This is a genomic window from Paenibacillus oenotherae (assembly GCF_019443105.1).
In the GTDB taxonomy this organism is placed as follows: Bacteria; Bacillota; Bacilli; order Paenibacillales; family Paenibacillaceae; genus Paenibacillus_Z; species Paenibacillus_Z oenotherae.
Map to the genome: position 1 here is coordinate 90,301 of NZ_JAHZIJ010000010.1, position 23,321 is coordinate 113,621.

The 23,321-nt window shown below is 49.6% G+C and carries 22 protein-coding genes; 7 read left to right on the plus strand and 15 right to left on the minus strand.

Going from position 1 to position 23,321, the window contains the following annotated elements:
- Positions 1-200 precede the first annotated feature (200 nt).
- The 4 genes from K0T92_RS15005 to K0T92_RS15020 form a co-directional block, all read right to left on the minus strand.
- Positions 201-1,082, minus strand: coding sequence for a sugar phosphate isomerase/epimerase family protein (locus tag K0T92_RS15005; RefSeq protein ID WP_219873296.1), 882 nt, complete (start codon positions 1,080-1,082; stop codon positions 201-203).
- A gap of 134 nt (positions 1,083-1,216) precedes the next feature.
- Positions 1,217-1,804: a guanylate kinase gene (locus K0T92_RS15010; RefSeq protein ID WP_219873297.1), complete on the minus strand. Its 588-nt coding sequence runs from the start codon at positions 1,802-1,804 to the stop codon at positions 1,217-1,219.
- 263 nt (positions 1,805-2,067) lie between these two features.
- Positions 2,068-2,295 (minus strand): cold-shock protein, encoded by a 228-nt coding sequence (locus K0T92_RS15015; RefSeq protein WP_219873298.1) that lies wholly within the window; start codon positions 2,293-2,295, stop codon positions 2,068-2,070.
- A gap of 81 nt (positions 2,296-2,376) precedes the next feature.
- Positions 2,377-2,577, minus strand: a complete 201-nt coding sequence (locus K0T92_RS15020) for a cold-shock protein (protein WP_072330115.1) — start codon at positions 2,575-2,577, stop codon at positions 2,377-2,379.
- Between the two features lie 377 nt (positions 2,578-2,954).
- Here K0T92_RS15020 and K0T92_RS15025 point away from each other — a divergent pair, with 377 nt between their 5' ends.
- The 6 genes from K0T92_RS15025 to thpR all read left to right on the plus strand — a co-directional run bounded on the left by K0T92_RS15025 (position 2,955) and on the right by thpR (position 8,409).
- On the plus strand, positions 2,955-4,181 hold the full coding sequence (locus tag K0T92_RS15025) for an S-layer homology domain-containing protein (protein ID WP_219873299.1): 1,227 nt from the start codon (positions 2,955-2,957) through the stop codon (positions 4,179-4,181).
- Between the two features lie 90 nt (positions 4,182-4,271).
- A complete protein-coding gene (locus K0T92_RS15030) occupies positions 4,272-4,886 on the plus strand; it encodes a PH domain-containing protein (protein WP_219873300.1) in 615 nt (204 codons plus the stop codon).
- 247 nt (positions 4,887-5,133) lie between these two features.
- Positions 5,134-5,376 carry a PspC domain-containing protein gene (locus K0T92_RS15035; RefSeq protein WP_219873301.1) on the plus strand — a complete coding sequence of 81 codons (243 nt, stop codon included), beginning with the start codon at positions 5,134-5,136 and terminating at the stop codon, positions 5,374-5,376.
- Positions 5,377-5,392: 16 nt separating this feature from the next.
- Complete coding sequence (locus tag K0T92_RS15040) at positions 5,393-6,085, plus strand: PspA/IM30 family protein (protein ID WP_219873302.1); 693 nt, start codon at positions 5,393-5,395, stop codon at positions 6,083-6,085.
- Between the two features lie 281 nt (positions 6,086-6,366).
- Positions 6,367-7,650: a glycoside hydrolase family 18 protein gene (locus tag K0T92_RS15045; RefSeq protein ID WP_219873303.1), complete on the plus strand. Its 1,284-nt coding sequence runs from the start codon at positions 6,367-6,369 to the stop codon at positions 7,648-7,650.
- Positions 7,651-7,728: 78 nt separating this feature from the next.
- On the plus strand, positions 7,729-8,409 hold the full coding sequence (gene thpR / locus K0T92_RS15050; RefSeq protein ID WP_219873304.1) for an RNA 2',3'-cyclic phosphodiesterase: 681 nt from the start codon (positions 7,729-7,731) through the stop codon (positions 8,407-8,409).
- A 38-nt stretch (positions 8,410-8,447) separates the two neighbouring features.
- Here the strand turns inward: thpR and infC are convergent, their stop codons facing one another.
- Positions 8,448-8,936, minus strand: a complete 489-nt coding sequence (gene infC, locus K0T92_RS15055) for a translation initiation factor IF-3 (protein WP_219873305.1) — start codon at positions 8,934-8,936, stop codon at positions 8,448-8,450.
- Positions 8,937-9,208: 272 nt separating this feature from the next.
- Between infC and K0T92_RS15060 the strand changes: the two genes are divergently transcribed.
- On the plus strand, positions 9,209-10,015 hold the full coding sequence (locus K0T92_RS15060) for an alpha/beta fold hydrolase (protein ID WP_219873306.1): 807 nt from the start codon (positions 9,209-9,211) through the stop codon (positions 10,013-10,015).
- Between the two features lie 605 nt (positions 10,016-10,620).
- Here the strand turns inward: K0T92_RS15060 and K0T92_RS15065 are convergent.
- From K0T92_RS15065 to K0T92_RS15110, 10 genes are all read right to left on the minus strand, one after another.
- Positions 10,621-11,109: a hypothetical protein gene (locus K0T92_RS15065; protein WP_219873307.1), complete on the minus strand. Its 489-nt coding sequence runs from the start codon at positions 11,107-11,109 to the stop codon at positions 10,621-10,623.
- 98 nt (positions 11,110-11,207) lie between these two features.
- Positions 11,208-11,885, minus strand: coding sequence for a TIGR00266 family protein (locus K0T92_RS15070; protein ID WP_219873308.1), 678 nt, complete (start codon positions 11,883-11,885; stop codon positions 11,208-11,210).
- Between the two features lie 131 nt (positions 11,886-12,016).
- The gene (locus K0T92_RS15075; protein WP_219873309.1) at positions 12,017-13,144 is read right to left on the minus strand and encodes a WG repeat-containing protein; all 1,128 of its coding nucleotides are present in this window, start codon (positions 13,142-13,144) and stop codon (positions 12,017-12,019) included.
- Between the two features lie 47 nt (positions 13,145-13,191).
- Positions 13,192-14,175: a helix-turn-helix transcriptional regulator gene (locus K0T92_RS15080; protein ID WP_219873310.1), complete on the minus strand. Its 984-nt coding sequence runs from the start codon at positions 14,173-14,175 to the stop codon at positions 13,192-13,194.
- A gap of 97 nt (positions 14,176-14,272) precedes the next feature.
- Positions 14,273-14,554, minus strand: a complete 282-nt coding sequence (locus K0T92_RS15085; RefSeq protein WP_219873311.1) for a hypothetical protein — start codon at positions 14,552-14,554, stop codon at positions 14,273-14,275.
- A gap of 205 nt (positions 14,555-14,759) precedes the next feature.
- Positions 14,760-15,284, minus strand: a complete 525-nt coding sequence (locus tag K0T92_RS15090) for a phage tail protein (RefSeq protein ID WP_219873312.1) — start codon at positions 15,282-15,284, stop codon at positions 14,760-14,762.
- Positions 15,285-15,304: 20 nt separating this feature from the next.
- Positions 15,305-15,799 carry a phage tail protein gene (locus K0T92_RS15095; protein ID WP_219873313.1) on the minus strand — a complete coding sequence of 165 codons (495 nt, stop codon included), beginning with the start codon at positions 15,797-15,799 and terminating at the stop codon, positions 15,305-15,307.
- Positions 15,800-15,820: 21 nt separating this feature from the next.
- Positions 15,821-16,336, minus strand: coding sequence for a phage tail protein (locus K0T92_RS15100; protein ID WP_219873314.1), 516 nt, complete (start codon positions 16,334-16,336; stop codon positions 15,821-15,823).
- Positions 16,333-16,821 carry a GNAT family N-acetyltransferase gene (locus tag K0T92_RS15105; protein ID WP_219873315.1) on the minus strand — a complete coding sequence of 163 codons (489 nt, stop codon included), beginning with the start codon at positions 16,819-16,821 and terminating at the stop codon, positions 16,333-16,335. Before K0T92_RS15105 ends, K0T92_RS15100 begins: the two co-directional genes overlap by 4 nt.
- 18 nt (positions 16,822-16,839) lie before the next feature.
- The gene (locus tag K0T92_RS15110) at positions 16,840-22,950 is read right to left on the minus strand and encodes a cadherin domain-containing protein (RefSeq protein WP_219873316.1); all 6,111 of its coding nucleotides are present in this window, start codon (positions 22,948-22,950) and stop codon (positions 16,840-16,842) included.
- Between the last annotated feature and the right edge of the window lie 371 nt (positions 22,951-23,321).

Sequence of the window (23,321 nt, forward strand, 5' to 3'; positions counted from 1 at the left end):
CAAAGGCTTTCCGTGCGGCCTATTCGCCTCAAGGAGCTGCCCAAAAAGGGTAACCCCGAGTGCGTCAAACCCATAAAATGTACAATAGAACCTTCATAACCACTATAAAAGTGGAGCTGAAGGTTCCTTTAATTATTACATCCAAAGCGGAAGCTGAAAGTTCCAAAAAAGACTTTCGGGACAGCCTCCTCCTCTTATTTCTACATGCGGTAATTGTTTATGAACGCAACCGCCCGGGCAATATCCCGCTCCGGCTGATCGCCCACCTCACGTTCAATCGTCAAATATCCCCTATACCCGATCTCATGAAGCGCCGCGAAATACGCATCAAAATCCACATTCCCCTCGCCAAGCGGAAGCTCTTCGAAGTCAGCACCCTCTGCCGCCATCTCTGCTATATGCCCATGGCTCATTCCCTCATAGCCCAAATAACCGTATACTTGGCGCGGATCAACAACGCGGAGCCTTCTACCGTCCTTCACATGTGTATGGACAATATAATCCTTGAGCAGATACACACCTTGAACAGGATCATCACCTGTTACCATCACCATATTAGCAGGATCGAAATTAACCGAAACGCCATTAGTCCCCAGCGTCTGGAGGAAATCCCTCAGATGCACGGCAGTCTCAGGTCCGGTCTCTACTGCAAAATATGCATCCATACTTCGCGCATACCGCCCAAGCTCCCCGCAAGCCTCCTGCATCGCCTCATAGATGGCGCTATCAGTATTCTGCGGCACGATGCCAATATGCGTCGTTACGATTGACGTGCCAAGCTCGACCGCTAAGTCCAGAATCCGCTTCGATTTCTCGATCTTCACAGGGTTCGCCATTCGATCTTGAAACCCATGACCGCCGAGATCTCCGCACAGAGCGGAAATTTCGAGCCCCAGCCCCTCAATTCGATCTCGCAGCTCCCGTCTTTGCCGCCCCCCCATATTGGCCGGATCCATTGCACCGGAGACCGCGTAGATCTGCACACCTTCCGCACCGACCCGCTTCGCCTTCAGCAGCCCCTCCTCAATTCCGCAGCCAAAGCTGTCTACAATAACACCAATTTTATTGTTTAATTTCACCATAGCTATATTCAGCTCTCCCGAATAATGATTAAGTCATGACCGATTATCCTCTGTCAATATCGCCCAAGCTGCTTCCAAAAACAACGAAAAGCCCGCATCTCCAATCAGAGAGCGGACTTACGCTTCGTTGACAGCTAATCTCGCTCCACAAGGTCTCGCTTCAAATACCCTTCAAGCGTATTGCTAATATCAAAAATAGTATGTGCCAAATCATAATTCTCGTAAGCATGCTCGCATTGAGACTGATACGACATATCGCTCTCGTAGTGGCTCAGATGATCCGCAATAACTTCCTCACTCAGACCTTCGTCACGCTGCCGCGTCTGTACCGTCTGCCGGTCCGCGTAGATGAATAAGCGAATAACATGGTCGCCATACATGCGCTTCAAAATCTCCGCGCCCTCAGGGTTCAAGATAAGATAGATACAGCCATTATGCTGGAAACTCTGTTCAACATCCTTGTCTCTAAGGCCGTATTGGTTGTTACTAATGGTGACGCTCTCAATGAATTCGCCCCCGGCATGAAGCTGTTCGTACAGCTGCGGGGTAATAAAATGATAGTCCTGTCCGTCCACTTCACCTGGTCTTGGCTTACGCGTCGCATACGATAATACCTTGGATATGCCCAGCGTCGAGCCTACACTGTCCGCAATTGTCTTGCGTCCGGAGCCATCAGGCCCAGTGAATACGATAATCAGTTCCCGATCCTTGAGTTCAACCATTCTCACAACCTCCTTGTTCGCTAATATCACAAGTCCATAACGATGGGGCGTGCAGCATAACATTTTACCTATGAGGCTCATTATACCAAAATCAATGAAATTCATCAATAAATGACCATTTTATTGATAAATAATTAATATTTCTTTCACTATCGTCCATTATCGCGGAATATCGCGTCCACTCGCCCACTCACATCGGTATTCGGAGCGAAAACAAAAAAACCATCATCCGTAGATAATGGTTCTTCAGGAAGCGCATGTATTCAGATCTGAACACCCTTCTTAAGCGCCTTCTGATTGCTGTTCGTATTAACAAGCAGGGGTAGCATCTTCGTGCTGCTAACCATTGGAGATGAGCACTGCCGACATGTTGGCACAGCCTCAAACGCAAAATTGTCCCTCATCCAGCTGTTGCAACCTTCATTAGAGCACGACCATATAGCCGTCAGTTCTTCAGGGATTTCTTCCAAAGACTTTTTCCGTGAGTACATCGACAAGCCCCCTTCCTTCCTATCTTGCCCAAAAAAACAAGCCCTTAACAAAAGAGTTAAGGGCGTTTTTTTAACGATATACTACAGCTTTACAACGTTCTCAGCTTGTGGTCCGCGGTTGCCTTGTACCACGTTGAATTCTACGCGTTGTCCTTCGTCCAACGTTTTGAATCCTTCGCCAGTGATTGCGCTGAAGTGTACGAATACATCGTTGCCGCCTTCAACTTCGATGAAGCCAAAGCCTTTCTCTGCGTTAAACCATTTAACTGTACCTGTTTGCATTTGTATTACCTCCAAAATTTAATTTACATGCGTTTCTTTATTCTTGACGAAATAAAAATTCACATATTGGAAAAGGTTCCTTACCAAACAAAATAGTAACCCTTTACAATATGTAAATTGAGGTTCGATTTCGTTTTAAAAAGCATACCACATAACGCTTCGAATAGCAATATTTCCTTGCTGCCAGCTATAACGCCAATCCAGCTCCTTCCAGGGCGCTGACAATACCCCTAACTAAAGTCCCGTTACAGCCCGTTGCATAAGCAAGACTATAAGACTGCTGCGACAATAGTTATATTGACCTTTCTCATTTCGACTTATTTATGGTTATCTAGACATTGTGGAATTCAATGCAGAATCATATCAGGGGGATAACAATGAAACGGATCACATTCATGACTGCATTATGTATCATGCTATGGGCCGGAGCCGGAAGCATCGGCTTTGCTCAAGGAGAGAAAGCCTCATCCTTCACCGATATCCAGTCACACTGGGCGGAGAAGACAATTGAAGAGATGGTACAGCGGGGCATTCTTGATGGCTATCCTGACGGGACCTTCCGCCCGCAAGAGCCAGTCAAGGTGGATCAATTTATTAAGATGCTGGTGCTCTCCTACACAGATCTGCATCAGAACGGGGATCGCAGCTGGAATCCTGCCTTCCTTCAATCCTTGAGCGCGGAGAACCAGGCCATTCTGAAGCAGGATTACCGCTACTTCGACTTCAAGGCAAGCACGGCCGGCTACTGGGCCAAGCCATATATCGATATATCAAGCGATCTGCATCTGCTGAACAGATCCCGCTACAATGATTTTCAAGCCGATATGACCCGTGAGAATGTTGCCGAAATTCTATATTATACGCTTCAGGAAACGGAATTTCTAGAGGATTCGCAATTCAGCCAGGGGGTCGCGCAATCGTATGGCGATCTGCGAAGCGCTTCGGAACGCGAGCAGAAATTTATCGCTGAATCGTTGGTGAAAGGAATTATGCAGGGCTACCCCAGCGGCTTCTTCGGTGTCGGCCAGACGGTGACCCGTGCCGAGTCACTGGTGCTGCTGGAGCGGCTGACCGATAAGAGCAAGCGCATCGCGGTAAAGGTATCACCTGAGAAGTTAGAGCGTACTGTTCCAACACAGGGCGGCGGAAAGAAGATCGTGGTGTTCCCGGATCAACGGATGTGGGACGCATATGAAGCATTGGTTGCAGCTGGACAGCTGCGCGGCTCCAATCATGACCTGTTCGAAACGACCCTTCGCCTGTTCAAGGATCAGGAGGAGAAGGAGCTCGTGTTCGCCCGGAAGGCAGGCGCGTCCGAGGAAGCGGCGCTATGGCTTGATCCGCAATACAACACCTATGGCATCACGATCCATCTGCGCCAGGGGACATTGGCCCGCAATCAGGAGGCTGTCCAGCTGTTCGCTAACGGATTGTTCGGTTATCACGCATCGTCCTTCCATCAATTATTCACCGAGATCTGCACGAATGTTGAAGCGGGCAAACGGACAGATTCCTCAGCAATCATCATCGGTGATAACAATGTGAATATCCAAGTAGACGCTGCGGCAAAGACGGTCATCTTCTCCATAGCGAAGAAAAAATAAGCCCTTATACAAAAAATAACACGTGCAAATTCCTCATTTGTACTATAATGGGAATAGAATTCATGTACAGCACAAGAGAGGAATGATCGTATGTTTGGAAGAGTAACGTCCGATTTGCTCGGTTTAAGTGATGTAGGCGCGGTCATCAAGCCGCAAGATTACGACAAGGTGGATTCCGATGATTATGTCATGCATGAGGATAACGAGAAGATCTACTTCTTGATCAAATCCAAGGCTGACGAGTATTGCTTTACGAACCTTGCCCTCATTCATCTGGACGGTGTGAGCGCTATAAGCAAGAAACGCACGCTGCGCCGCTATCCTTACAACATGAACAAAATTAATAACGTCTCCTTGGAAACTGCCGGCACTGTAGATCTCGATGTCGAGATCAAATTCACAATCGGCGCTACCGCTCTCAGCATTGATATTCATAAGAAACATATAGAAGAAGTGAAGGACTTGTACAAGACCCTTCTTAAGATAGCGGAGCTCATGCATGAGAACGAGATCGCTCTGAGCTATTCCAGACAAAGCATCGAGATGGCTACGACGGCTCTCGGCAAGATTGCCAAGATAGATGCCAACCTCGTCGCGCAATTCGACGCTCTGAATGAATCGGCATTCAACTGGCTTGCCAGCACGCATAACCAGTACAAAGTAAGCGACTTTGGCGATATTTTCGAACGGTATATTAATCTGTAATTCATGAATCGATTTGAACAGGGCCTCTAATTTCGCACTATGGAATTAGTGGCCTTTTTGCTATGCAGCCATAGCCGACATGGTCCTGGGTCGTAGTCGTTCCCCGCCTAAAGCCTAGCCGCAAAAACGGTCGCGGGACTGTTTTGAACGATCCGGCCGGATATTAGAATGTAGTTATGAGCAGCGCAATAAACATACGTTGGCAAGCATTCATTCATTATAGAGATTCAGGAGGGAGTAATACCCAATGAAGAAATTGTACCTTTCGAGAACAGACAAGAAGCTGACAGGATTGTGCGGCGGTGTGGGTCAAATGTTCGGCATCGATCCAACAATTGTACGTCTGCTGTTGGTCGCGGTCGCACTGTTCAGCTTCGGTTCGGCGTTCCTGATTTACATTGCAGCGAGCTTTATCGTACCGAAAGAGCCCGGCGATGCGTTTAACGGGGGCAACCCTTACAGCTTCAATGAGTTCTACCAAAACCGTTAATAGGAGTGGATGAAGAATGGGAGTATTAACAAGATTAATCGATATGACAAAGGCAGCTACGAATGAGCTGCTCGACAAGCTTGAAGATCCAACAATGATGATGAACCACTATGTACGCACAGCGAAGAGTGATGTTGAATCTATTCAGACAGAGCTTCTCAAGCAAGAGGCCGGCGCCAAGCGTCTTCAATTGCAGGCCGAAGAATATACTAAGCTTGCGGAGCAAAGTGAAGCCAGAGCGCTGGAGGCCATGTCATCCGGCCAGGAAGCACTCGCAAGAGAACTGCTGTCAATCAAGCTGCAATATGCGGAGAAAGCACGCGAGAGTGCGGCATGGAGCGAGAGCGCCGAGCTGAGATGCGGAGAGCTGGCTAACCGCTTGGAAGAAGCCAAGGCGGAGCTTGCTGTGATGCAGAAGAAACGGGATGAGCTGGCTGCCCGCGCTCAATTGACTGCTGCCAAAGCAAGGGCGTCAATGACCGGCTGCGGGACTGGTCTCGAAGGCGGCGGCGCAGCTCAAGGGTTCCAGCGGATGGAGGACAAGATTGTTCAATGGGAAGCCCAGGTTGCCCTGGCAAGCCGCCCATATAACGGAGCAAACACCATTCACTTGTCCAAGGAGCATGGAGAAGCTGAGCTGAACCCATCGCAATCAGCATTAGTGGACGAGCAATTGGAGCTGCTGCGCAAAAGACTGCCGGCACAATAATACGAAGAGGAGCCAGCTTTATCCTGGCTCCTCTTTATTTGATAGAGAGACGGGGGTGCGCTGCTCTGCCCCTGCGCGGAAACGAATTCTCCACTCCGCTTTGACTCGCGGGGTTAGAGGCTTCTTCGTAAGAGTTGGGGCTGCCTTATTCGGCATTATCCTTCGGACAGCCCCTTGGTTTTTTGCCTTAACGAACGACATGGATTGCGAACCCGCCGAATAAGATTGAAGTACAGATACCTGCTGCGTCACAGCGCATCTATTCAGGAGGTGAAGGCTTCTTGCAAATTCATGTCGTCCAATCGGGTGATTCCCTTTATCGGATTGCGCATGCTTATGGGATACCGATTGAGGACATTACGGAAGCGAACGAAATTTCTGCCGCCAATACACTCGTCGTCGGACAGGCACTTGTCATCCCTATTGTCGGCCAATATTATTGGGTACAGCCGGGGGACAGCCTCTTTCTCATCGCACAGAGATTCCGTATTAGCGTGCATACGCTTGCTGCCGTGAACCAATTGTCTGTCAACAGTCCTTTAGCAGTAGGAATACGCCTCTATATCCCCCCTAAACCTAAACGCAACGCGGAAATCATCGCCTACATAGAGCCTAGAGGAGATTCGGTCTCCCCCAATCTGACCCAAGCAGCCCGTGAAGCAGCGCCTCTGCTTACTTATCTGGCTCCCTCCAGCTTCCGCATCAATCGCAATGGTACCTTGCAGCCCCCGCCGCTGGATAATTTAGGGGCGATAGCGGAGCAGAATGGCGTTGTTCTTATGATGGTCATTACGAATCTGGAGAACGAGCAGTTCAGCGAAGAGATCGGACATCTGATTCTGAATGACGAAGCTATTCAGAATCGGCTGCTGGATGAAATTATGAAGACAGCCAAGGAGCTGAATTTCCGCGACATTCACTTTGATCTGGAGCACTTGAATCCCGATGACAAGGAGGCCTACAATCGGTTTCTGCGCAAAGCCGCCCGCCGTGTCCATCAGGAAGGCTACCAAATATCGACGGCTCTGGCCCCCAAGACAAGCGCTGCGCAGACCGGCCCCTGGTATTCCGCGCATGACTACAAGGCACATGGAGAAATTGTAGACTTTGTTGTTATTATGACCTATGAATGGGGCTACAGCGGAGGCCCTCCTATGGCTGTATCCCCAATCGGACCCGTCCGCCAAGTACTGGAATATGCAATCAGTGAAATACCCGCCTCCAAAGTGATGATGGGCCAGAATCTGTACGGCTACGACTGGACCTTGCCCTATGTTCAAGGAGGGCCTTATGCGCGGGCCGTAAGTCCGCAGACAGCGATCGGACTCGCCAGAACGAATCATGCAGCGATCGAGTATGATGCGCGAGCTCAGGCTCCGTTCTTCCATTACTGGGCAGGCGGCAAGGAGCATGTTGTCTGGTTCGAGGACGCGAGGTCCATTCAGGCGAAGTTCGATTTGGTAAAAGAGCTGGGGCTAAGGGGTGTAAGCTATTGGAAGCTCGGATTAAGCTTTCCGCAAAATTGGCTGTTGATCGAAGATAACTTTCATGTGGTGAAACGTTAGCACGGGGAATGTTTAACCTCTTCCATTGTGTGGTATGCTAATTGGGAGTTTTTTGCTTTGGAAGGAGTACGCCTATCAATGACCGATCCATCTCTTCGCTTGTTCGTCGCCGCTTCGCTCCCGTCACAGCTGCAGCAGCAGCTTGCCGCTTGGAGCGAGAAGCTTCGCCTGGAGCTGCCTTTCCGCAAATGGGTGTATCCCAGCGATCTCCATATTACACTTCAATTCCTTGGCGATACACCCTCTCTGCAGAAGGCGCCTATTATAAGCGCATTGAACGGCGCAGCGAGCAGCGCCGGAGCATTTGAGCTGACTTTGGAAGGTCTTCGCCTATTCGGCCGTCCCAGCAATCCGAGCATTCTGTGGGCCGGTGTGGGCGGCGAGCTCCGCCTGCTGCATGATCTTCAGCAGCGGATCACCGCGGCCCTCGCGCCTCTTGGCTTTGTGCCTGAGGAACGGCCCTATCACCCTCATATCACGCTGGCGCGCAAATACAGCGGCGATATCCCTTTTGAGCCGGAACAGCTTGACCGTTACGCTGTTCCGGCTGCTGAAGAGGGCGAGCCGCTTCGCTGGATCATTGAGGATATTGTGCTATACAGCAGCACACTTCGGAAGTCCGGCCCTATGTATGAAGCAATTGCTCATGTGCCTCTCGCTTCATCTGGCAGCTCTGCACCTCGAGCTTCATCTGGCAGCTCTGCACCTCGAGCTTCATCTGGCAGCTCTGCACCTCGAGCTTCATCAAGACCGTCCTGACCGCATCCTTCTGATCCGACAGACGGCCCGGACCCTACCTACGACACCGGATTCACGCGCACAGCCGCTTGCTTGCCGCTGAGCTGAATGCCGGTTTCTTTCGTCCCGCTGGAGGCAAGCTCCTTCACGATTCTTTCCAGCAGCTCTTTGGCCCGCTGCCCTTCCTTGCCCTGAACCTTCACAACAAGCTGCACCGCATTCCCTGACTGCAGCAGCTTCTCCGCCTGCCGGAGCTTCGTATCATAATCGTGGTCCTCAATATTTGCTGTCAGCCGGATTTCTTTGACCTTAAGCGGTTGTTCCTTCCTGCGCTCTGCCCGCTTCTCATTCTGGGCATCCTGCTTCGCCGCTCCCCGGCCGATCAGCTTGCAAGGCGGCGGGCTGCTCATGAGAGAGGTGCAGACCAGATCCACCTTCAGCTCCCGCGCCAGCGCAAGCGCCTCTTCACGCGCAACGATTCCCAAATTTTCACCGTTCAAACCTGTTAATAGTACCTCGGATGCTTTAATTTTCTCATTCATGATCATTTCACTTACCTCCGAATTTGCAGCCTTACTTACAGAATACTCATAGAATACCACGCCAGCAGTTCCCAGTGTCTAGTACAAATCGTAGCTCAACGAATAAAAGAATGCTCTGCACTCGACATGACATCCTCCAGAAATCCGGGCTGCCCGCTGGCGGCTTTCGCACTTTATTTTCTCCATCCAGCCTATTATTGTCATTGAATACCCAAATCCACACATACGATTAAACGGAGCAGATACAACGATACATTCGGATCAAAGGAGTAATGGACATGGGCTATTATATCCAGGTGGAGCGCGGAGTTAAGCTGTATGTGGAGGATGTCGGGGCAGGAATGCCGGTGCTGCTTGTCCACGGCTGGCCGATTAATCATAAGATGTACGAATATCAAGTCAATCAGCTTCCCAAGCACGGGTTCCGCTGTATTGGGGTCGACCTGCGAGGCTTCGGCAAATCGGATCGGCCATGGACGGGCTACTCCTACAATCGAATGGCAGATGATATACGTGTCGTTATTGATACCTTGGGACTGGAAAAGGTTAGACTTGTCGGCTTCTCTATGGGCGGAGCCATTGCGATCAGGTATATGAGCCGCCATCACTGCCACAGGGTTATCCAGCTCACTCTTCTCTCCGCAGCTGCTCCTGCATTCACCCAAAGGAGCGGCTACCCGTATGGCATGAAGAAGGAAGAGGTCGACAGCCTTATTGTACAGAACGATACAGACCGCCCTCTTATGCTGGAGAATTTCGGCAAGCTCTTCTTTGCAAGCCAAGTCAGTCCACCCTTCCGAAGCTGGTTCCATTCACTGGGGCTTGAGGCTGCCTCTCATGCCATCGCTGCAACCGCCGTATCGTTAAGAGATGAGGATCTGCGCCCCGACCTCGGACGCATTCATGTGCCAACCTTCATCTTTCATGGCTTGTTAGACAAAATATGCCCCTTCTCATTGGCACTCTTGATGAACAAGGGCATTGCGAACTCCATCCTGCTGCGCTTCGAGAAAAGCGGTCACGGCATATTCTACGACCAACTGGACCTGTTCAACCCATCCCTTCTGAAAGTGCTTCGATCCTAGACAGGCAGCTGCGGTTAGGCCAAAAAGAATGGGCTGTCCAGAAAGCCCTTTATGGAAATCCCAACTCCCACTTTAAGAAACTGTACGATGTGGCATGTGCCTGCGATCATCAGGCTGTTGACGTACCCCCGCCAGAGGAAGATCCATCATTCAAACACCACGACAGGCGAGATCCGAGATTCGAGATGTAAGCGAGGTAAAACATGCGAAACGGCATTTATTTGCTCGTTTCTGGCCCCATGAAGGTGAAATGCCTGCCAGCGTGCAGGTATTTCACCTTCATTTCCTCTTAACGGCCGATTTTGTCTCAAATTCATGCTTCATCGCAGGAATGTTACCATTATGGCGTCTTGTAACCGAAATTCATGCACATTCGCAGGCTTCTTACTCTGTCACCCTGCCTTCAAAACAGTTGGATAACGGGCCGTCCAGAAAGTTGCTTGATGATTTCAGACAGAGTCCCCACTAAGTCCCCGTATACAATAAAAAGATGCTTCCAGTCCCCTTTTTAGTGGTTATGGAGGCATCTTTTCACATCATTTGGGACTGACTCATTGGATATTGGACTTTTCGGACAGCCCCTCTTCACCACGCTTTGCACCGCATCACGCCTTAGGCGAGAAGCCTTCCTCAACCAAATATTGTTCCGCCTCGTCATAGGTCTCGAACACCATATCAAGATTAAGTCCAGCGTAGATATACCACATATCCTCCTCCCGCTTGAGCGAGAGCGTCTCCTTGTTCGGCCCGATCCACTCCGAATCCTCGCCATCCTGTGTTTTCTTCCGTCTGCTCTTGGCAGGCGCTTCCGGCACCTTCATAGAAAGCGAATGGATGGAAGCCTCAAGCAGAGTCCGCAGCTCATCAGCGGAGTAGTCGCGTATATTCACGAAGCCTCTATCATCGGCTTCATAATTGCGCAGCAAACCGGCATATACGTAGCCATTGCCGTTGGGATGCAGGTGGAACACGACGATCTTCTTATCATGAGCACTCTCTTCATAATGATAGTTGACGCGGCGCAGCGATACATCCCTCCGCTGCAATTCGGGATAGGAATCAATAATTGCAAGCTTCTCTTCAAAACTGAGCATGGATGCCCTCCGATGACACAAATTTTTGTCTATTTTCAACGATACGCAAGTTGCGCTATGCCGCCCCGTTCCGCATCGGATGCACCTGCGCACATATGTTATTTGCCCGGAATAAAGCCCTTCAACCATTCACCGAAGCTGCGCGGATTTCTCGTCTGGATCAGCACAACACCTTCACCACGAAACCGGCAGACCGCTACCTCACCGCTCGTAAAAGTAGATATCCACCCCTTGGCAGCCTTCTCGATCGTGTAGTTCATATAGCTTGGCCATGCGACCAGATGCCCGTTATCGACAACAATCTCTTCCCCATGAGCCAGGTTGATGGCATGAATAGCGCCATAGGACGACAGGAAGACCGTTCCTCTGCCTCTGATCTCGATGATGAAGAAACCTTCGCCGGACAGTATCCCTCTGGAGAGATTCTGCATCTTGGTCGCAACCTCTATCCCGCTAGTTGCAGCCAGGAAGCCGTCCTTCTGCACACACAGCGTATAGGAGCCATCAAGCTCTACAGCCTGAATCCCGCCGATTGTCGAAGGGGCCAGTGTCACCTCTCCGCTGCCTCTGGTAGACGTGAGCTCCTGGAAGAAGAACTTCTCTCCGCTTAGCATACGCCCAAGCCCTCTCATTATTCCGCCATCCACAGTTCCAGTAAGGTTAATATTAGGCGACATCGATACCATCGCACCGGACTCGGCCTTTACCGTTTCACCCTGCTCCAGATTCACCTTAAGAAGCGGAAATGCGCCTTCATATAAAATTTCATATCTCATCGTATATCACCCTTCGCAACAGATTAATCAACACATTTCGCTATTACTCTTCATATTATCAAAAATACCGCAAACAGCCCGGATTTACAAATATATTCGGTCCCGGGAAGAGGACCCCCCCAGCGCCAGCATTACGGCTTCCAGACAAGCTCGCCCTTCCTGTTGATATATCCCTCAACAAAGCCTAGCTCGGCTGTCTTGGATTCCAGATAGACTTTAGCCAGCTCGCCAACGAAGGAGTCTGCCCACATATATGCAGGCTTAATGACGAACTTGCCCGTCCGGTCGATATAGCCGTGTTGCTGTCCCTGGCTAGCGGGGGCCAGTCCATTGACGAATTGCCCGCCTCCAAAATAAATAACCTTCTTTCCCTGCTTGTTGATATAGAAGGTTCGGCCGTTTCTCTCCACAGCTGCCAGCCCGTCCGAGAAAGCCCATGCCGCCGAGAACTGCGGGGTTATGAACATTTTGCCGGTCCCGTCGATATAGCCGTACTTGCCATCCACATAGACAAGCGCCGCTCCATCCGAGAACGGACCCGCATGGGCATAGATGGCAGGTGTTATCAACTTGCCGGTCTTGTCGATATAGGCATATTTGCCCCCGGCCTGCAATTGAACGACCGCTCGCCCCTCAGAGAATTCGGTTGTGCTGCTGAAGCGGTAAGGAATGACCAGCCTGCCCGTTTTATCAATATACCCGCTGGCCTTCCCCATGTTCACCCTTGCCAATCCATCCGAGAATGGCGACGCGTGATGGTAGATCGCCTCCGTTACCTGCTCACCCTTGACGTTCAAATAACCGTATCTTGTCTGGTAGGTTCCGTCCTCCATCATAATTTTCTTCTGATATACGGCCATACCGTCTGATATATATCTGCACTGATTCAACGGGCATTCGAACAGCTTGTTCCCCGCGGCATCATAATAGATTTGCTTGCCGTCCGCAACGACATAAGCCGGATTGCCCTGCTCGTTCACAGCTATACTGTACTTGGGCTCGATGATGATCTGGCCCTTCACGTTAATAAAGCCAAACTTGCCGTCCTTCTCGATCCGGTATAGCTTCTCCTGTGACGCAGGGGCGGCGGCAATCTCTTTCGATGTGCCGGCAGCGAATGAAGCAGCCCCGGATGTGCCAAGCAATGTCAGGGCTAATAATGACGAAATCAGCAGCTTTTTCATAATCAATCTCCTTCTAGCTGTGCGCAGCTTCATTTTATAACCTAGACGTGCTTTGGCCGCATTATGTTCCAGCATCTCCCTGCCTGCCCTGCTCGCCCGGAGGCCTTTCTAATCATTGGCGCCTATTGGACAGCGGCATTCTTATCGGGTGCGCTGGTTGTATAATAGTCCAGCATTTCCGAGAGAACCGCTACCATTCTCTCGTGCAGCTGAGACGGCTCCTTGATTACAATGGCCCTTCCATAAGGGAGCAGAAAATAAGGGACAAAGGTAAGCAGCATCGCTTGGTCAAGCTCGAACCTGGCTTCTGTGCGGTCGCGCTCAACAAGCGCATGTCCGAACAGCCAATGCTCGCACAAGCCATTGATCGCCTGCTCCTGACCGCTGATTCGCACCGTAATCAACGCATTGTCCGTGTGAGGCAGAAGCTTGCCCAGGAAAAATTCCCGTGCCGAGAAATCCGCAGGCCGCTCGAATACGGCTTCCGTCCGGTTAAGCGATGCGATCCGGTCTACCCGAAAGCTGCGGATCTCTCTTCGCAGGCGGCAGTAGGCGACGATGTACCAGGTGCCCTTCCAATATACTAATCCATAAGGATCTATTTCTCTTGCGGTCAATGAATCCCGTCTGCCTGCATACGTCATTGCGAGTGTACTTCCCTCCGCTGCCGATACCTCCAATGTTTGAAGGACAGGCGCAAGCGCCGTATTGGCGGGCGGATTAATGACGTCAAGGCCGCTCTCATGCCGATTGATCTTCTCCAACTGATCCTCATTCGTGTAGATCTTCAGCTTCGCGACAGCGCCGCTGAGCGCTTCTCCAAAAGGATATCCCGCCTGCCGGGCAAATATGGCTGCATGAACGAGCGCCTTTTGCTCATCAGCATCAAACATCAGCGGTGATTCATTGAATTGGCGGAGCAAGCTGTACCCGCCGTTATGCCCCGCATCCGATATGATCGGAACACCGCTGGCACATAAGGCATCGATGTAACGGTACACCGTTCTGATATGAATTTCTAATGTATCGGCAATTTCCCTCGCTGTCATTCTTCTTCCCGTCTTGAGCAGCCAGAGAATAGAGAGCATATTATCAGCCTTCGACACGCTGCAGACCCCCATTCTAATTGGAACCATAGTCCGGTCCGGCAGGCAAAAAGGCTCACAACCCTCTACAACGGGTCATGAGCCGATACATTAGCTGCTAGTCGATATAGCCTGCCATGCCTTTGTCCATCAAATATTGCATCTCAGCGTCCAGTATCTTCTCAACTGTCAGCTCATCCAGCTTAATATCCGGCTTGCCTAGAATATAATCGACCAGATCATCGCTGTCGATCTCCACCTCGCCCTTGGCATTCTCTTTGGCGCCATTGATATAGGCCTGTTCGTGCTTGAGAACGAGCGCGATGCTCCGGGAATCTGCCTTTGTTTCGTCCGCTATGTATTGTACAAGTTCCTGCTCGTTAAGCTGCTGTTCGCTCATTTAGTTGTCATCCCCTCATTGATATGTTGACATTGTAGCATAGAGTACCACATAGTGCCTAAAAATTGCACCTCCTGCGCCATTATGACAAAATAGCTCGACGGCCTCTTCTACTATTCCAGCCGCTGCCGTCACATAGGAAAAGCTGTCTTGGGAGTAGTATTAAGTTCTACTCCGAAGACAGCTTCTATTTAGTAATGATTATTTAAGGACGCTGCGGGAATACACCCTCCAGAGCGATGATATAATTGATAGCCAGATACGGCTGCATATTGTTGTGCGGCTGGCTCCCTCCTTGAGGGAGAATAGCCATCGGATTCATCGGTGTATTGATAAGATCCGAATACACTTTATCGCCTTTCCTCCCGCCGGTATTAGCCCATACTGCTCCTTGAGGGGTCATCTGATCCGCCGCTACATTCGACGGACAAGTAGCGGTATGGATATGATTCGGCAATTCTGTCGTTAGCAATGTAACCGTCGAACTACCGACATCCTCTCCCACACTTCTTGGCGTCAAGCCAGGCCCATTACCTTGGTTCATAGGAGCCTTGCCTTGCAAATTCGGCAGCGCGAACGTAGTTTTGCCGTCTCCCCCGTACTGAACGCCGAGAATAGAAAACAATGCCGTATTCTGCCTGATAGCCACTAGCTGACCATTACAAAATGCCCATCCCCTCGGAGCATAGCTGCCAGCGAATATTCGAATCTCTCCCACATATGGATCCATTGTGTCTCCTCCTTGTAAGTTTAGTCTCGTGGCGGAAAAATTCCGTTGAGCGCAATACAATAATTCAGAACCAGGTAAGGCTGCATATTGGTATGTGCAGCACTTCCGCCTGCTGGAGTCAAGGCCCCAGCGTTCATTGTCCCGCTGGCCGAAGCTACATAGGATGTTACTGCGGATGTCCCCCATGTATTATCAACTGGATTCGCACTCGTCCCTGTGTTTCCAGCTATTGCCTGGTGATTATGTGCCGGCATCTCATTTATCGTTAAGGTGTGTGTCTCTTCTCCTTGCATCAGTCCTGCCCGAATAGATGAACTAGGATGAATAGGAGCTCTTCCCTGAAGATTAGGCAGAGCAAAATTAGTTGTCCCGTTGCCACCGTATGTCGTGCCGAGTAGAGAAAACAATGCCTGATTTGTCTGTATAGCCAGAAGCTGTCCATTGCATGGTGCCCACCCTCTTGGTATAAGGTTGAAGGGGAACAATCGAATTTCAGCTAAAAACGGTTCTGCCATTATAATACCCTCCTTCTTCTCTTAGCCTTGGCTTGGGAATATGCCTTCCGTTGCGATGATAAAACTGATAACCAGGGACGGCATCATATTGTCATGCGGCTGATTGCCTCCTGTTGGAGTCAATGATCTGACATCCATTCTTCCATCTGCAGTTTCAGTTGAATACTGTTCCTCTGTGCTCCCGCCCCAATAATTGTTACTAGGGCTTGCAATTGTACCGGTTATGTCCGAAGCCGCAGCCAGATGCGTATGAGCAGGCATTTGTTGGCTGGTTAACGTAACGCTCTCAACTCCTGCCCTCTGTCCAAGCACGTAGTTGGTTCCCGTCGTGCTCCTCCCCATACTAAAGGGAATACGTCCGCGCAAATCCGGCAAAGCAAATGTAGTATTACCATCTCCACCATAGGTCGTGCCGAGCAGAACATAAAGCACCTCATATTGACTGATCGAAAGTATTCTGCCGTCGCAAGGCAGCCAGCCCACGGGTGCAAAGTTGCCACCAAACATCCGTATTTCGCCCACGTATTGATCACTCATGATTCTACCTCCCACTTGTATTGGTCATGCTGCCATTCCATAGCGACATACGGATACCGATCCTCCGTGACTTTGAAGCCTAGCCGCTCATACAAACCTTTAGCCGGATTATGCTGCAGCACATGAAGACGAACCGGTTTACCGGATTGTTCGCCAAGCTTAAGCACATTCTGAACCAGCTCGGTTCCTATCCCCCGCCTGCGATACCTCTCTGTCAAAGTCAGATCGATGAGATGAACGGCTTGCTCCGTATGCGAAATCAGAATACGGCCGATCTTAAGCTCGTCCATATATACAATCTGGCTGTCGATATGAGGGTATTGCATAGCGTATGAACGCATTTGCATATCGAACTGCATCTGGAGGAAGGCGAGCAGCTCGGACTCAGACCATCCGAGCGCTCCCCACTCTTCCCTTCGTGTCTCAACATATAACTCGAATAAGAATGCTTCATCCTCCAGAGCGGCCTTTCGATATTCCAGCAATGTACGTTCCTCGCTTCTCTATATAAGCTCTGCCTTCTCCAGCAATCTCTTGATGATAACTGCGGTTTCAGCACGGGTTAAGGCATTTCCAGGATTCAATTGACTGTTGAAGCCAGTCATAATCCCCTTCTCGATAATAAGTGCAGCGGAAGATCTTGCCCATCCTGCTACTTGTGCGCTGTCCTTAAACGGTTGAAGCGCTCCCGCAATTTGCTGGGCTGTCAGCGTATTGGATTGACCTGCGAGCTTGAGAGCCCGCTCTATAATGACCATTGCTTCTTGACGCGTAACTGTGCGGTCAGGAGCGAATGTTGTGTCATTTATTCCGGTAACCAGACCATAGTGCTCTGCAATTGATACGGCGTCATGATACCAGCTCGTATTGCCAACATCCTGGAATGAAGCCCCTTCTTGCGGCTTCCATAGACCAAGCGCTCTAGTAATAATGGCCGTGAATTCAGCCCTAGTAACAGAGCGATCCGGCTCGTATGATTCATCGCTAACGCCATTAATGATCATACGTGATGCCATATTATTGACCGCTTGCTCGGACCAGTGACCCGCTACATCACTAAACTTCTTCTCATTGAAGATGATGGTGTACGTACTGTTGGTCATGCTTTTAATAACCGCATAGCGTTTTCCGTTTATTTCCACCACTTTTGTCGGCATATGGACGACCGTTCCGTCAGGCATAACTACAACGCCTGTTGTAATTCGATCCGGATCGACATCGTCTGGTATGGCGATCGTTCTCTCTATATAAGCGCTGAAATCTGTAACTTCAACTGTTGTCCCATTGTGAGTCGCTGTAATTTTATATTCCACAGGTGGAGCAATGATTTGATAATTGCCATTGCGAGCTTTCTTGAAAATAACATCTGCATCAGATTCCGAAACCGTTACAATCTCTACCTGCACCTCAATGTCTTGTAGAGGTACATCGGCGCCAAATTGCCCCCGTAGTGCTTCTATGTCAATCTCTTCGGCCGGAATCGTATACTCAGCTTGCTTGGTCGTAATTTTCAAGACAGCATCTTTATTTTCCATGGTCTTAACCATTTGCCCATTCAGCTTGCCGATAATGATATCTGCATCATGGTTGACTGGAATTTGGACAACCGCATTAGGGCCCTCTTTCTCCAGTCTCTCCTCCAGCTTCTTCTCGTCAAGAGTAATGGTGATTGTCTCTCTGCCATCCATACCCGTTAGCTTCTCAGCATCAGCCAGTTCATCCAGCCGTTGGCCATTCACAATAATCTCCAACTTCAGCTCTTCTCTTACAGGCAGTGAAGGCGTGACTGGAATCGGTGAATATTCACTAACATTAGTTACCGTCACTGTGAACGATTTCTCGAAAGAGAGTCCTCCAGCATCTGTTGCTTTGATGCGGACGCTGTAAGATTTCTTCGTCTCGAAATCGAATACAGCAGATGTCTTCAATACATTGTCTGCAAGTGTGAAGCTGCTGTTATTCGTATCTCCTTCACCGCTTACCAAGCTGTACGTGAACGAGTCTCCGCTGTCAGCATCCGTAGTTGCAAGAGCGCCAACTGAAGTGCCAATAACAGCATTCTCTGCGACAGAAGACACATCTAATGTAATATTGGACGGCGCTTCGTTCGCATTACTGACTGTAATGGTGAAGGCTTTCTCAAATGTATGAGCAGCCGCGTCCGTTACTCTTACACGCACACTATAGGAGCTCTTCGTCTCGAAATCGAATACTTCCTTGGATTGCAGGGTATTGCCTGCAAGGGTGAAGCTGTTGTTGTCCGCGTCTCCCGTTCCAGATACCAGCGTATACGTGAACGTCTCGCCTGCATCTAGATCTGCAGCCGTTAATGTGCCTACTGCCGTGCCCACTGCCGTATTCTCAGCAATCGTTGTGCCCGTCAGGGTAAGGTCAGAAGGCGCATCATTAGCATCTGTAACTGTAATGGTGAAGGCCTTCTCGAAGATCCCGCCGCCTGAATCCGTCACTCGTACTCGGATGCTGTGGCTGGCTGCCGACTCATAATCAAGAACTGCGCCGGTCAACAGCTTGTCGCCCGATATCGTGAAGCTGGTATTATCTGTATCACCTGTGCCGCTGACCAGACTATACGTAAAGCTGTCCCCACTATCAACATCTGTCGTGCTGAATGTTCCAATTTCCGTACCTGCTGCTTCATTCTCGGCAACTGTGGCGCCAGTCAAGGCCAGAACCGTTGGAGCGTCATTGCTGTCCGTCACTGTAATGACATAGGCTTGCTCGAAGGTTGCTCCTTCCGAATCCGTTACTCTGATCCGAACGCTGTAGCTGTCTTTCGTTTCGAAATCAAATACGTCGTCTGTCTTAAGCGCATTGCCCGCAATCGTGAATGATCCGTTGTCGGTATCTCCCGCACCGCTTACAAGCGTGTAAGTGAACGTATCCCCAAGATCCACATCAGCAGCATTCAAGGTTCCAACCGTTGTTCCAGAAACGGCGTTCTCTGCAACAGAGGATGCAGACAGCGACAGACCTGTCGGAGCATCGTTCACATCCGTTACTGCAATAACAAAGGTTTTCTCAAAGATGTTGCTTGCGGAATCTGTTGCTTGGATACGGATGCTGTAGCTGCTCTTCGTCTCGTAGTCGAATACAGCACTGGTGCTGAGTACATCACCCGTTATCGAAAAGCTGGCATTATCCGTATCGCCGCTGCCGCTGGCGAGCGCATACGTGAAGCTGTCCCCGATATCCGAGTCTGTCGCGCTGAGGGAGCCTACGGTCTCTCCGCTGGCTTGGTTCTCCTGCACGGTATCGTTAGTTAATGCGATATCTGTTGGTCCATCGTTGCCGTCCGTTACCGTGATCGGGAATGATTGCTCGAAGGTTGCCCCTCCCGAATCTGTTACACGGATACGTACGCTGTAGCTGTCCTTCGTCTCATAGTCTAGGACTGTGCCTGTTTGCAGCACGTTCCCTGCAATGGTGAAGCTTGCATTGTCCGTATCGCCACTGCCGCTCACAAATGTATAGGTGAAGGTATCGCCATCATCAACATCTGTAGTTGTGAATGATCCGATGGAAGTGCCAATCGCTTGATTCTCTACGATGCTTGAAGCTGACAAGCTTACACCTGTCGGCGTTTCATTCACATCACCAATCGTAATCGTGAAAATTTCCTCATATGTTCCGGATGCTGAGTCCGTCACTCGAATACGGATGCTGTATGAATCCTTGGTCTCATGGTTAAAATCATCATCCGTTCTGAGCTCGTTGCCAACAATAGCAAAGCTGGCATTATCCGTATCGCCGCTGCCAGCAGCAAGGCTGTAGGTGAACGTATTGCTGGCATCCTCGTCTACTGCATCCAGTGTACCAATCACAGTACCGATGGACTCATTCTCATCCACTTCAGTGCCTGTCAAAGTAATATCGGAAGGGGCATCATTAGCGTCCGTTGCTGTGATGACAAAAGACTTCTCGAATGTGCTCCCGCCGCTATCGGTTACACGGACTCGGATGCTATATTCCTCTTGCGCCTCATAATTGAGAGGGGTGCTAATGTTCAGCTTGTTACTTGCTATAGCAAATGAACTGTTATCCTCATCGCCCGTACCGCTAACCAGCGTATACGTGAAGGTATCCCCTGCATCGCTATCCACTGTTGCGAAGGTTCCAACCTCCGTGCCAGCTGATTCATTCTCCTCCACAGTATCACCTGTCAATGTGAGATTTGTTGGAGGGTCATTGCTGTCTGTTACGGTAACAACGAAGGACTTCTCGAACGTCAAACCATCGGCATCCGTCACTTCAACTCGAATGCTGTAGCTCGATTTGTTCTCGAAATCGTATTCATCATCAGCCAGAAGCTCATCATTTGTAATGGAGAAGCTTCCGTTATCCGTATCACCCGTTCCACTCACAAGTGCATAGGTGAACGTATCGCCAGCGTCAGCATCTGTTGCGATGAATGCTCCGATCGTCTCGCCGATCTCTGTATTCTCCGCAAAGGAGGATGGAGTCAATGATACATCCGTAGGTGCTTCATTCACGTCCGTTACCGAGATAACGAAGGTCTGCTCAAAAGTGTTGGAGCCTCCGTCCGTTACACGAACCCGGATGCTGTAGCTGTCCTGCGCTTCAAAGTTAAAGCCTACTGCCGATTTCAATGTATTGCCATCAATCGTGAAGCTTGCATTGCCCGTATCGCCTGCGCCGCTGACAAGGCTGTATGCGAACGTCTCTGAGCTGTCGATATCGGTTGCGCTGAATGTACCAATCGTTGTGCCTGTCGCTTCATTCTCCGCTAAGCTATTCGCGGTCAAAGCGATGGCGGTTGGCGCATCATTGCCATTGGTTATCGTAATCGTGAATACTTTCTCATGGCTGCTGCCGCCTGCATCTGTCACACGTACACGAATGCTGTAGCTGTTCTTCGTCTCGTAATCAAATACCTCATTCGATCTCAGCTCATTGCCAACAATCGTGAAAGAGCTATTATCTGCATCGCCCGTACCGGTGGCAAGTGTGTAAGTGAACGTGTCGCCGCCATCTACATCAGTCGCAGTGAATGTGCCTACTGGAGTGGCTGACGCCGCATTCTCGGCTATGCTTGCTGCCGATAGGCTGATATCAGTTGGTGTCTCATTAACATTCGTCACTGTAATTGTGAACTGTTTCTCGAAGGTATGACTTTGTGAATCCGTCGTGCGAATCCGAATGCTGTAGGAATTCTTGGTTTCATAGTTGAATATTGTTGCTACATTCGTCTTCAATTTATCGCCGTCTATAACGAAGCTCGCATTATCGGTATCACCCGCCCCGCTTGCCAAGCTATAAACAAACGTATCGCTGCCATCCAAATCAGTAGTGGTGAGCGTGCCAATCTCGAAGCCGCCAGTCGCATCCTCTGCAACTGTCGAACCTGACAATGAAATATTAGTAGGCGCGTCATTGCCATTGGTTATTGTGATCGTGAAAGCTTTCTCGAAGGTATGGCTTGCCGAATCCGTCGTACGAACTCGAACACTGTAAGAGCTTTTCGTCTCGAAATCGAACATTGCATTCGTTTGCAGCTGGCTGCCAACGATTTTGAAGCTTGCGTTATCCGTAGATCCCGCTCCGCTTACCAGGCTGTAAGTAAACGTATCACCGCCGTCAATGTCGGCTGTGCCCAGATTTCCTACCACTGTGCTGACAGCTTGATTCTCCGCTACACTCGAGCTGCTCAAGGTGATGTCTGTTGGCGCATCATTGCCATTGAGTACTGTGATAGTCAGTACTTCCTCATAGGTAGCTCCTTCTCCATCCGTCACTCGAACCCGAATGCTATAGCTGTTCTTGGTCTCATAGTCAAAAATAGCCGCCGTTCGCAATTCATTGCCAACGATCTGGAAGCTCACATTATCGGTACTGCCTGCTCCACTCACCAAACTATAGGTGAACGTATCGCCCACATCAGCATCTACAGCCGACAACGTACCTACAGCCGTTCCAGAGGCAGCATTCTCCGCTACACTCGATGACGATAGATTAATATCGGTAGGGGCTTCGTTAGAGTTCACTGTAACGACCAGACGCGGATAATAGGTATTATCCTCATCGGAGTAATAGCCAATTTGTGATACATCACCGGAAGATCGTCCTGTAAGCACAAATGTAGCCACTTTGTCCCCGGCCGCTTGTTCAGTAATATAATCGGTAACATCAAATGTTTTCCATTGGCCTTCGACAAAACCTGTGACTCCTTCAATGATTGCGTCTCCAGCAGCAGGAATTGTTGCTGTATTTTCTAACCATGCATCGTTGCTTGATTTCCACAGACTAACAAAAGGAGGTGTATTATCAAACACTTCCGTTATGTAGATTCGGAGTTCAGCACTTACAATAGGGTCGGTTATGCTGGCAAGCTGAAATTTCATCGCGCTTTTTGCTTCGCCGTAGTCTGCGTCATATCCTACAAAGTTTTCATCAGTTAAATACCCTAAATCTTCAAACCCCTCGGGATAAGAACCCTCATTATCCACGTAAGTATCCATCTCTGCCCGAATCGTCAGATCATCTGCGCTTACCCTCTGCGCCGCTATAAACGGCATCATCATACTGATCGTCAGGAATATAACGACCATTCTTGATAATTGCTTCTTAACTAACATTAATTTCACCTCTCCATTCTTACTTTAGGCCCACGAATCCATTTAGCCATCTAGTATATTGGTTCTACATTTAATGTCATTTTCCTGTAAAAATTTATATGAAATAAAGAAAAATTTATGACATTGCCCATAAGTGTCGGTTTTTGTCGGAAAATCTTAGAATTCTAACCTGCGCACGACCATACATGCCATTCAGCATACGACGGATCATGAATTATTCCTCAACGAGCTATATCTACCCAGCATTAATTTCCTTGGATTCCCTAATAGTGATTATTTAATGCTCTGCCCAGGATCTGAATTCCCGCAATTCACCATATCTGTAATTTCATAAGAATATGACTTGAAATTCTACCTTTATCAACACAAAA

Bases quoted from the DNA above. Each gene is read 5' to 3' on its own strand.
- K0T92_RS15005 (WP_219873296.1), bottom strand. From the start codon at position 1,082: ATGGTGAAATTAAACAATAAAATTGGTGTTATTGTAGACAGCTTTGGC.
- K0T92_RS15010 (WP_219873297.1), bottom strand. From the start codon at position 1,804: ATGGTTGAACTCAAGGATCGGGAACTGATTATCGTATTCACTGGGCCT.
- K0T92_RS15015 (WP_219873298.1), bottom strand. From the start codon at position 2,295: ATGTACTCACGGAAAAAGTCTTTGGAAGAAATCCCTGAAGAACTGACG.
- K0T92_RS15020 (WP_072330115.1), bottom strand. From the start codon at position 2,577: ATGCAAACAGGTACAGTTAAATGGTTTAACGCAGAGAAAGGCTTTGGC.
- K0T92_RS15025 (WP_219873299.1), top strand. From the start codon at position 2,955: ATGAAACGGATCACATTCATGACTGCATTATGTATCATGCTATGGGCC.
- K0T92_RS15030 (WP_219873300.1), top strand. From the start codon at position 4,272: ATGTTTGGAAGAGTAACGTCCGATTTGCTCGGTTTAAGTGATGTAGGC.
- K0T92_RS15035 (WP_219873301.1), top strand. From the start codon at position 5,134: ATGAAGAAATTGTACCTTTCGAGAACAGACAAGAAGCTGACAGGATTG.
- K0T92_RS15040 (WP_219873302.1), top strand. From the start codon at position 5,393: ATGGGAGTATTAACAAGATTAATCGATATGACAAAGGCAGCTACGAAT.
- thpR (WP_219873304.1), top strand. From the start codon at position 7,729: ATGACCGATCCATCTCTTCGCTTGTTCGTCGCCGCTTCGCTCCCGTCA.
- infC (WP_219873305.1), bottom strand. From the start codon at position 8,936: ATGATCATGAATGAGAAAATTAAAGCATCCGAGGTACTATTAACAGGT.
- K0T92_RS15060 (WP_219873306.1), top strand. From the start codon at position 9,209: ATGGGCTATTATATCCAGGTGGAGCGCGGAGTTAAGCTGTATGTGGAG.
- K0T92_RS15065 (WP_219873307.1), bottom strand. From the start codon at position 11,109: ATGCTCAGTTTTGAAGAGAAGCTTGCAATTATTGATTCCTATCCCGAA.
- K0T92_RS15070 (WP_219873308.1), bottom strand. From the start codon at position 11,885: ATGAGATATGAAATTTTATATGAAGGCGCATTTCCGCTTCTTAAGGTG.
- K0T92_RS15075 (WP_219873309.1), bottom strand. From the start codon at position 13,144: ATGCTGGAACATAATGCGGCCAAAGCACGTCTAGGTTATAAAATGAAG.
- K0T92_RS15085 (WP_219873311.1), bottom strand. From the start codon at position 14,554: ATGAGCGAACAGCAGCTTAACGAGCAGGAACTTGTACAATACATAGCG.
- K0T92_RS15090 (WP_219873312.1), bottom strand. From the start codon at position 15,284: ATGGATCCATATGTGGGAGAGATTCGAATATTCGCTGGCAGCTATGCT.
- K0T92_RS15095 (WP_219873313.1), bottom strand. From the start codon at position 15,799: ATGGCAGAACCGTTTTTAGCTGAAATTCGATTGTTCCCCTTCAACCTT.
- K0T92_RS15100 (WP_219873314.1), bottom strand. From the start codon at position 16,336: ATGAGTGATCAATACGTGGGCGAAATACGGATGTTTGGTGGCAACTTT.
- K0T92_RS15110 (WP_219873316.1), bottom strand. From the start codon at position 22,950: ATGTTAGTTAAGAAGCAATTATCAAGAATGGTCGTTATATTCCTGACG.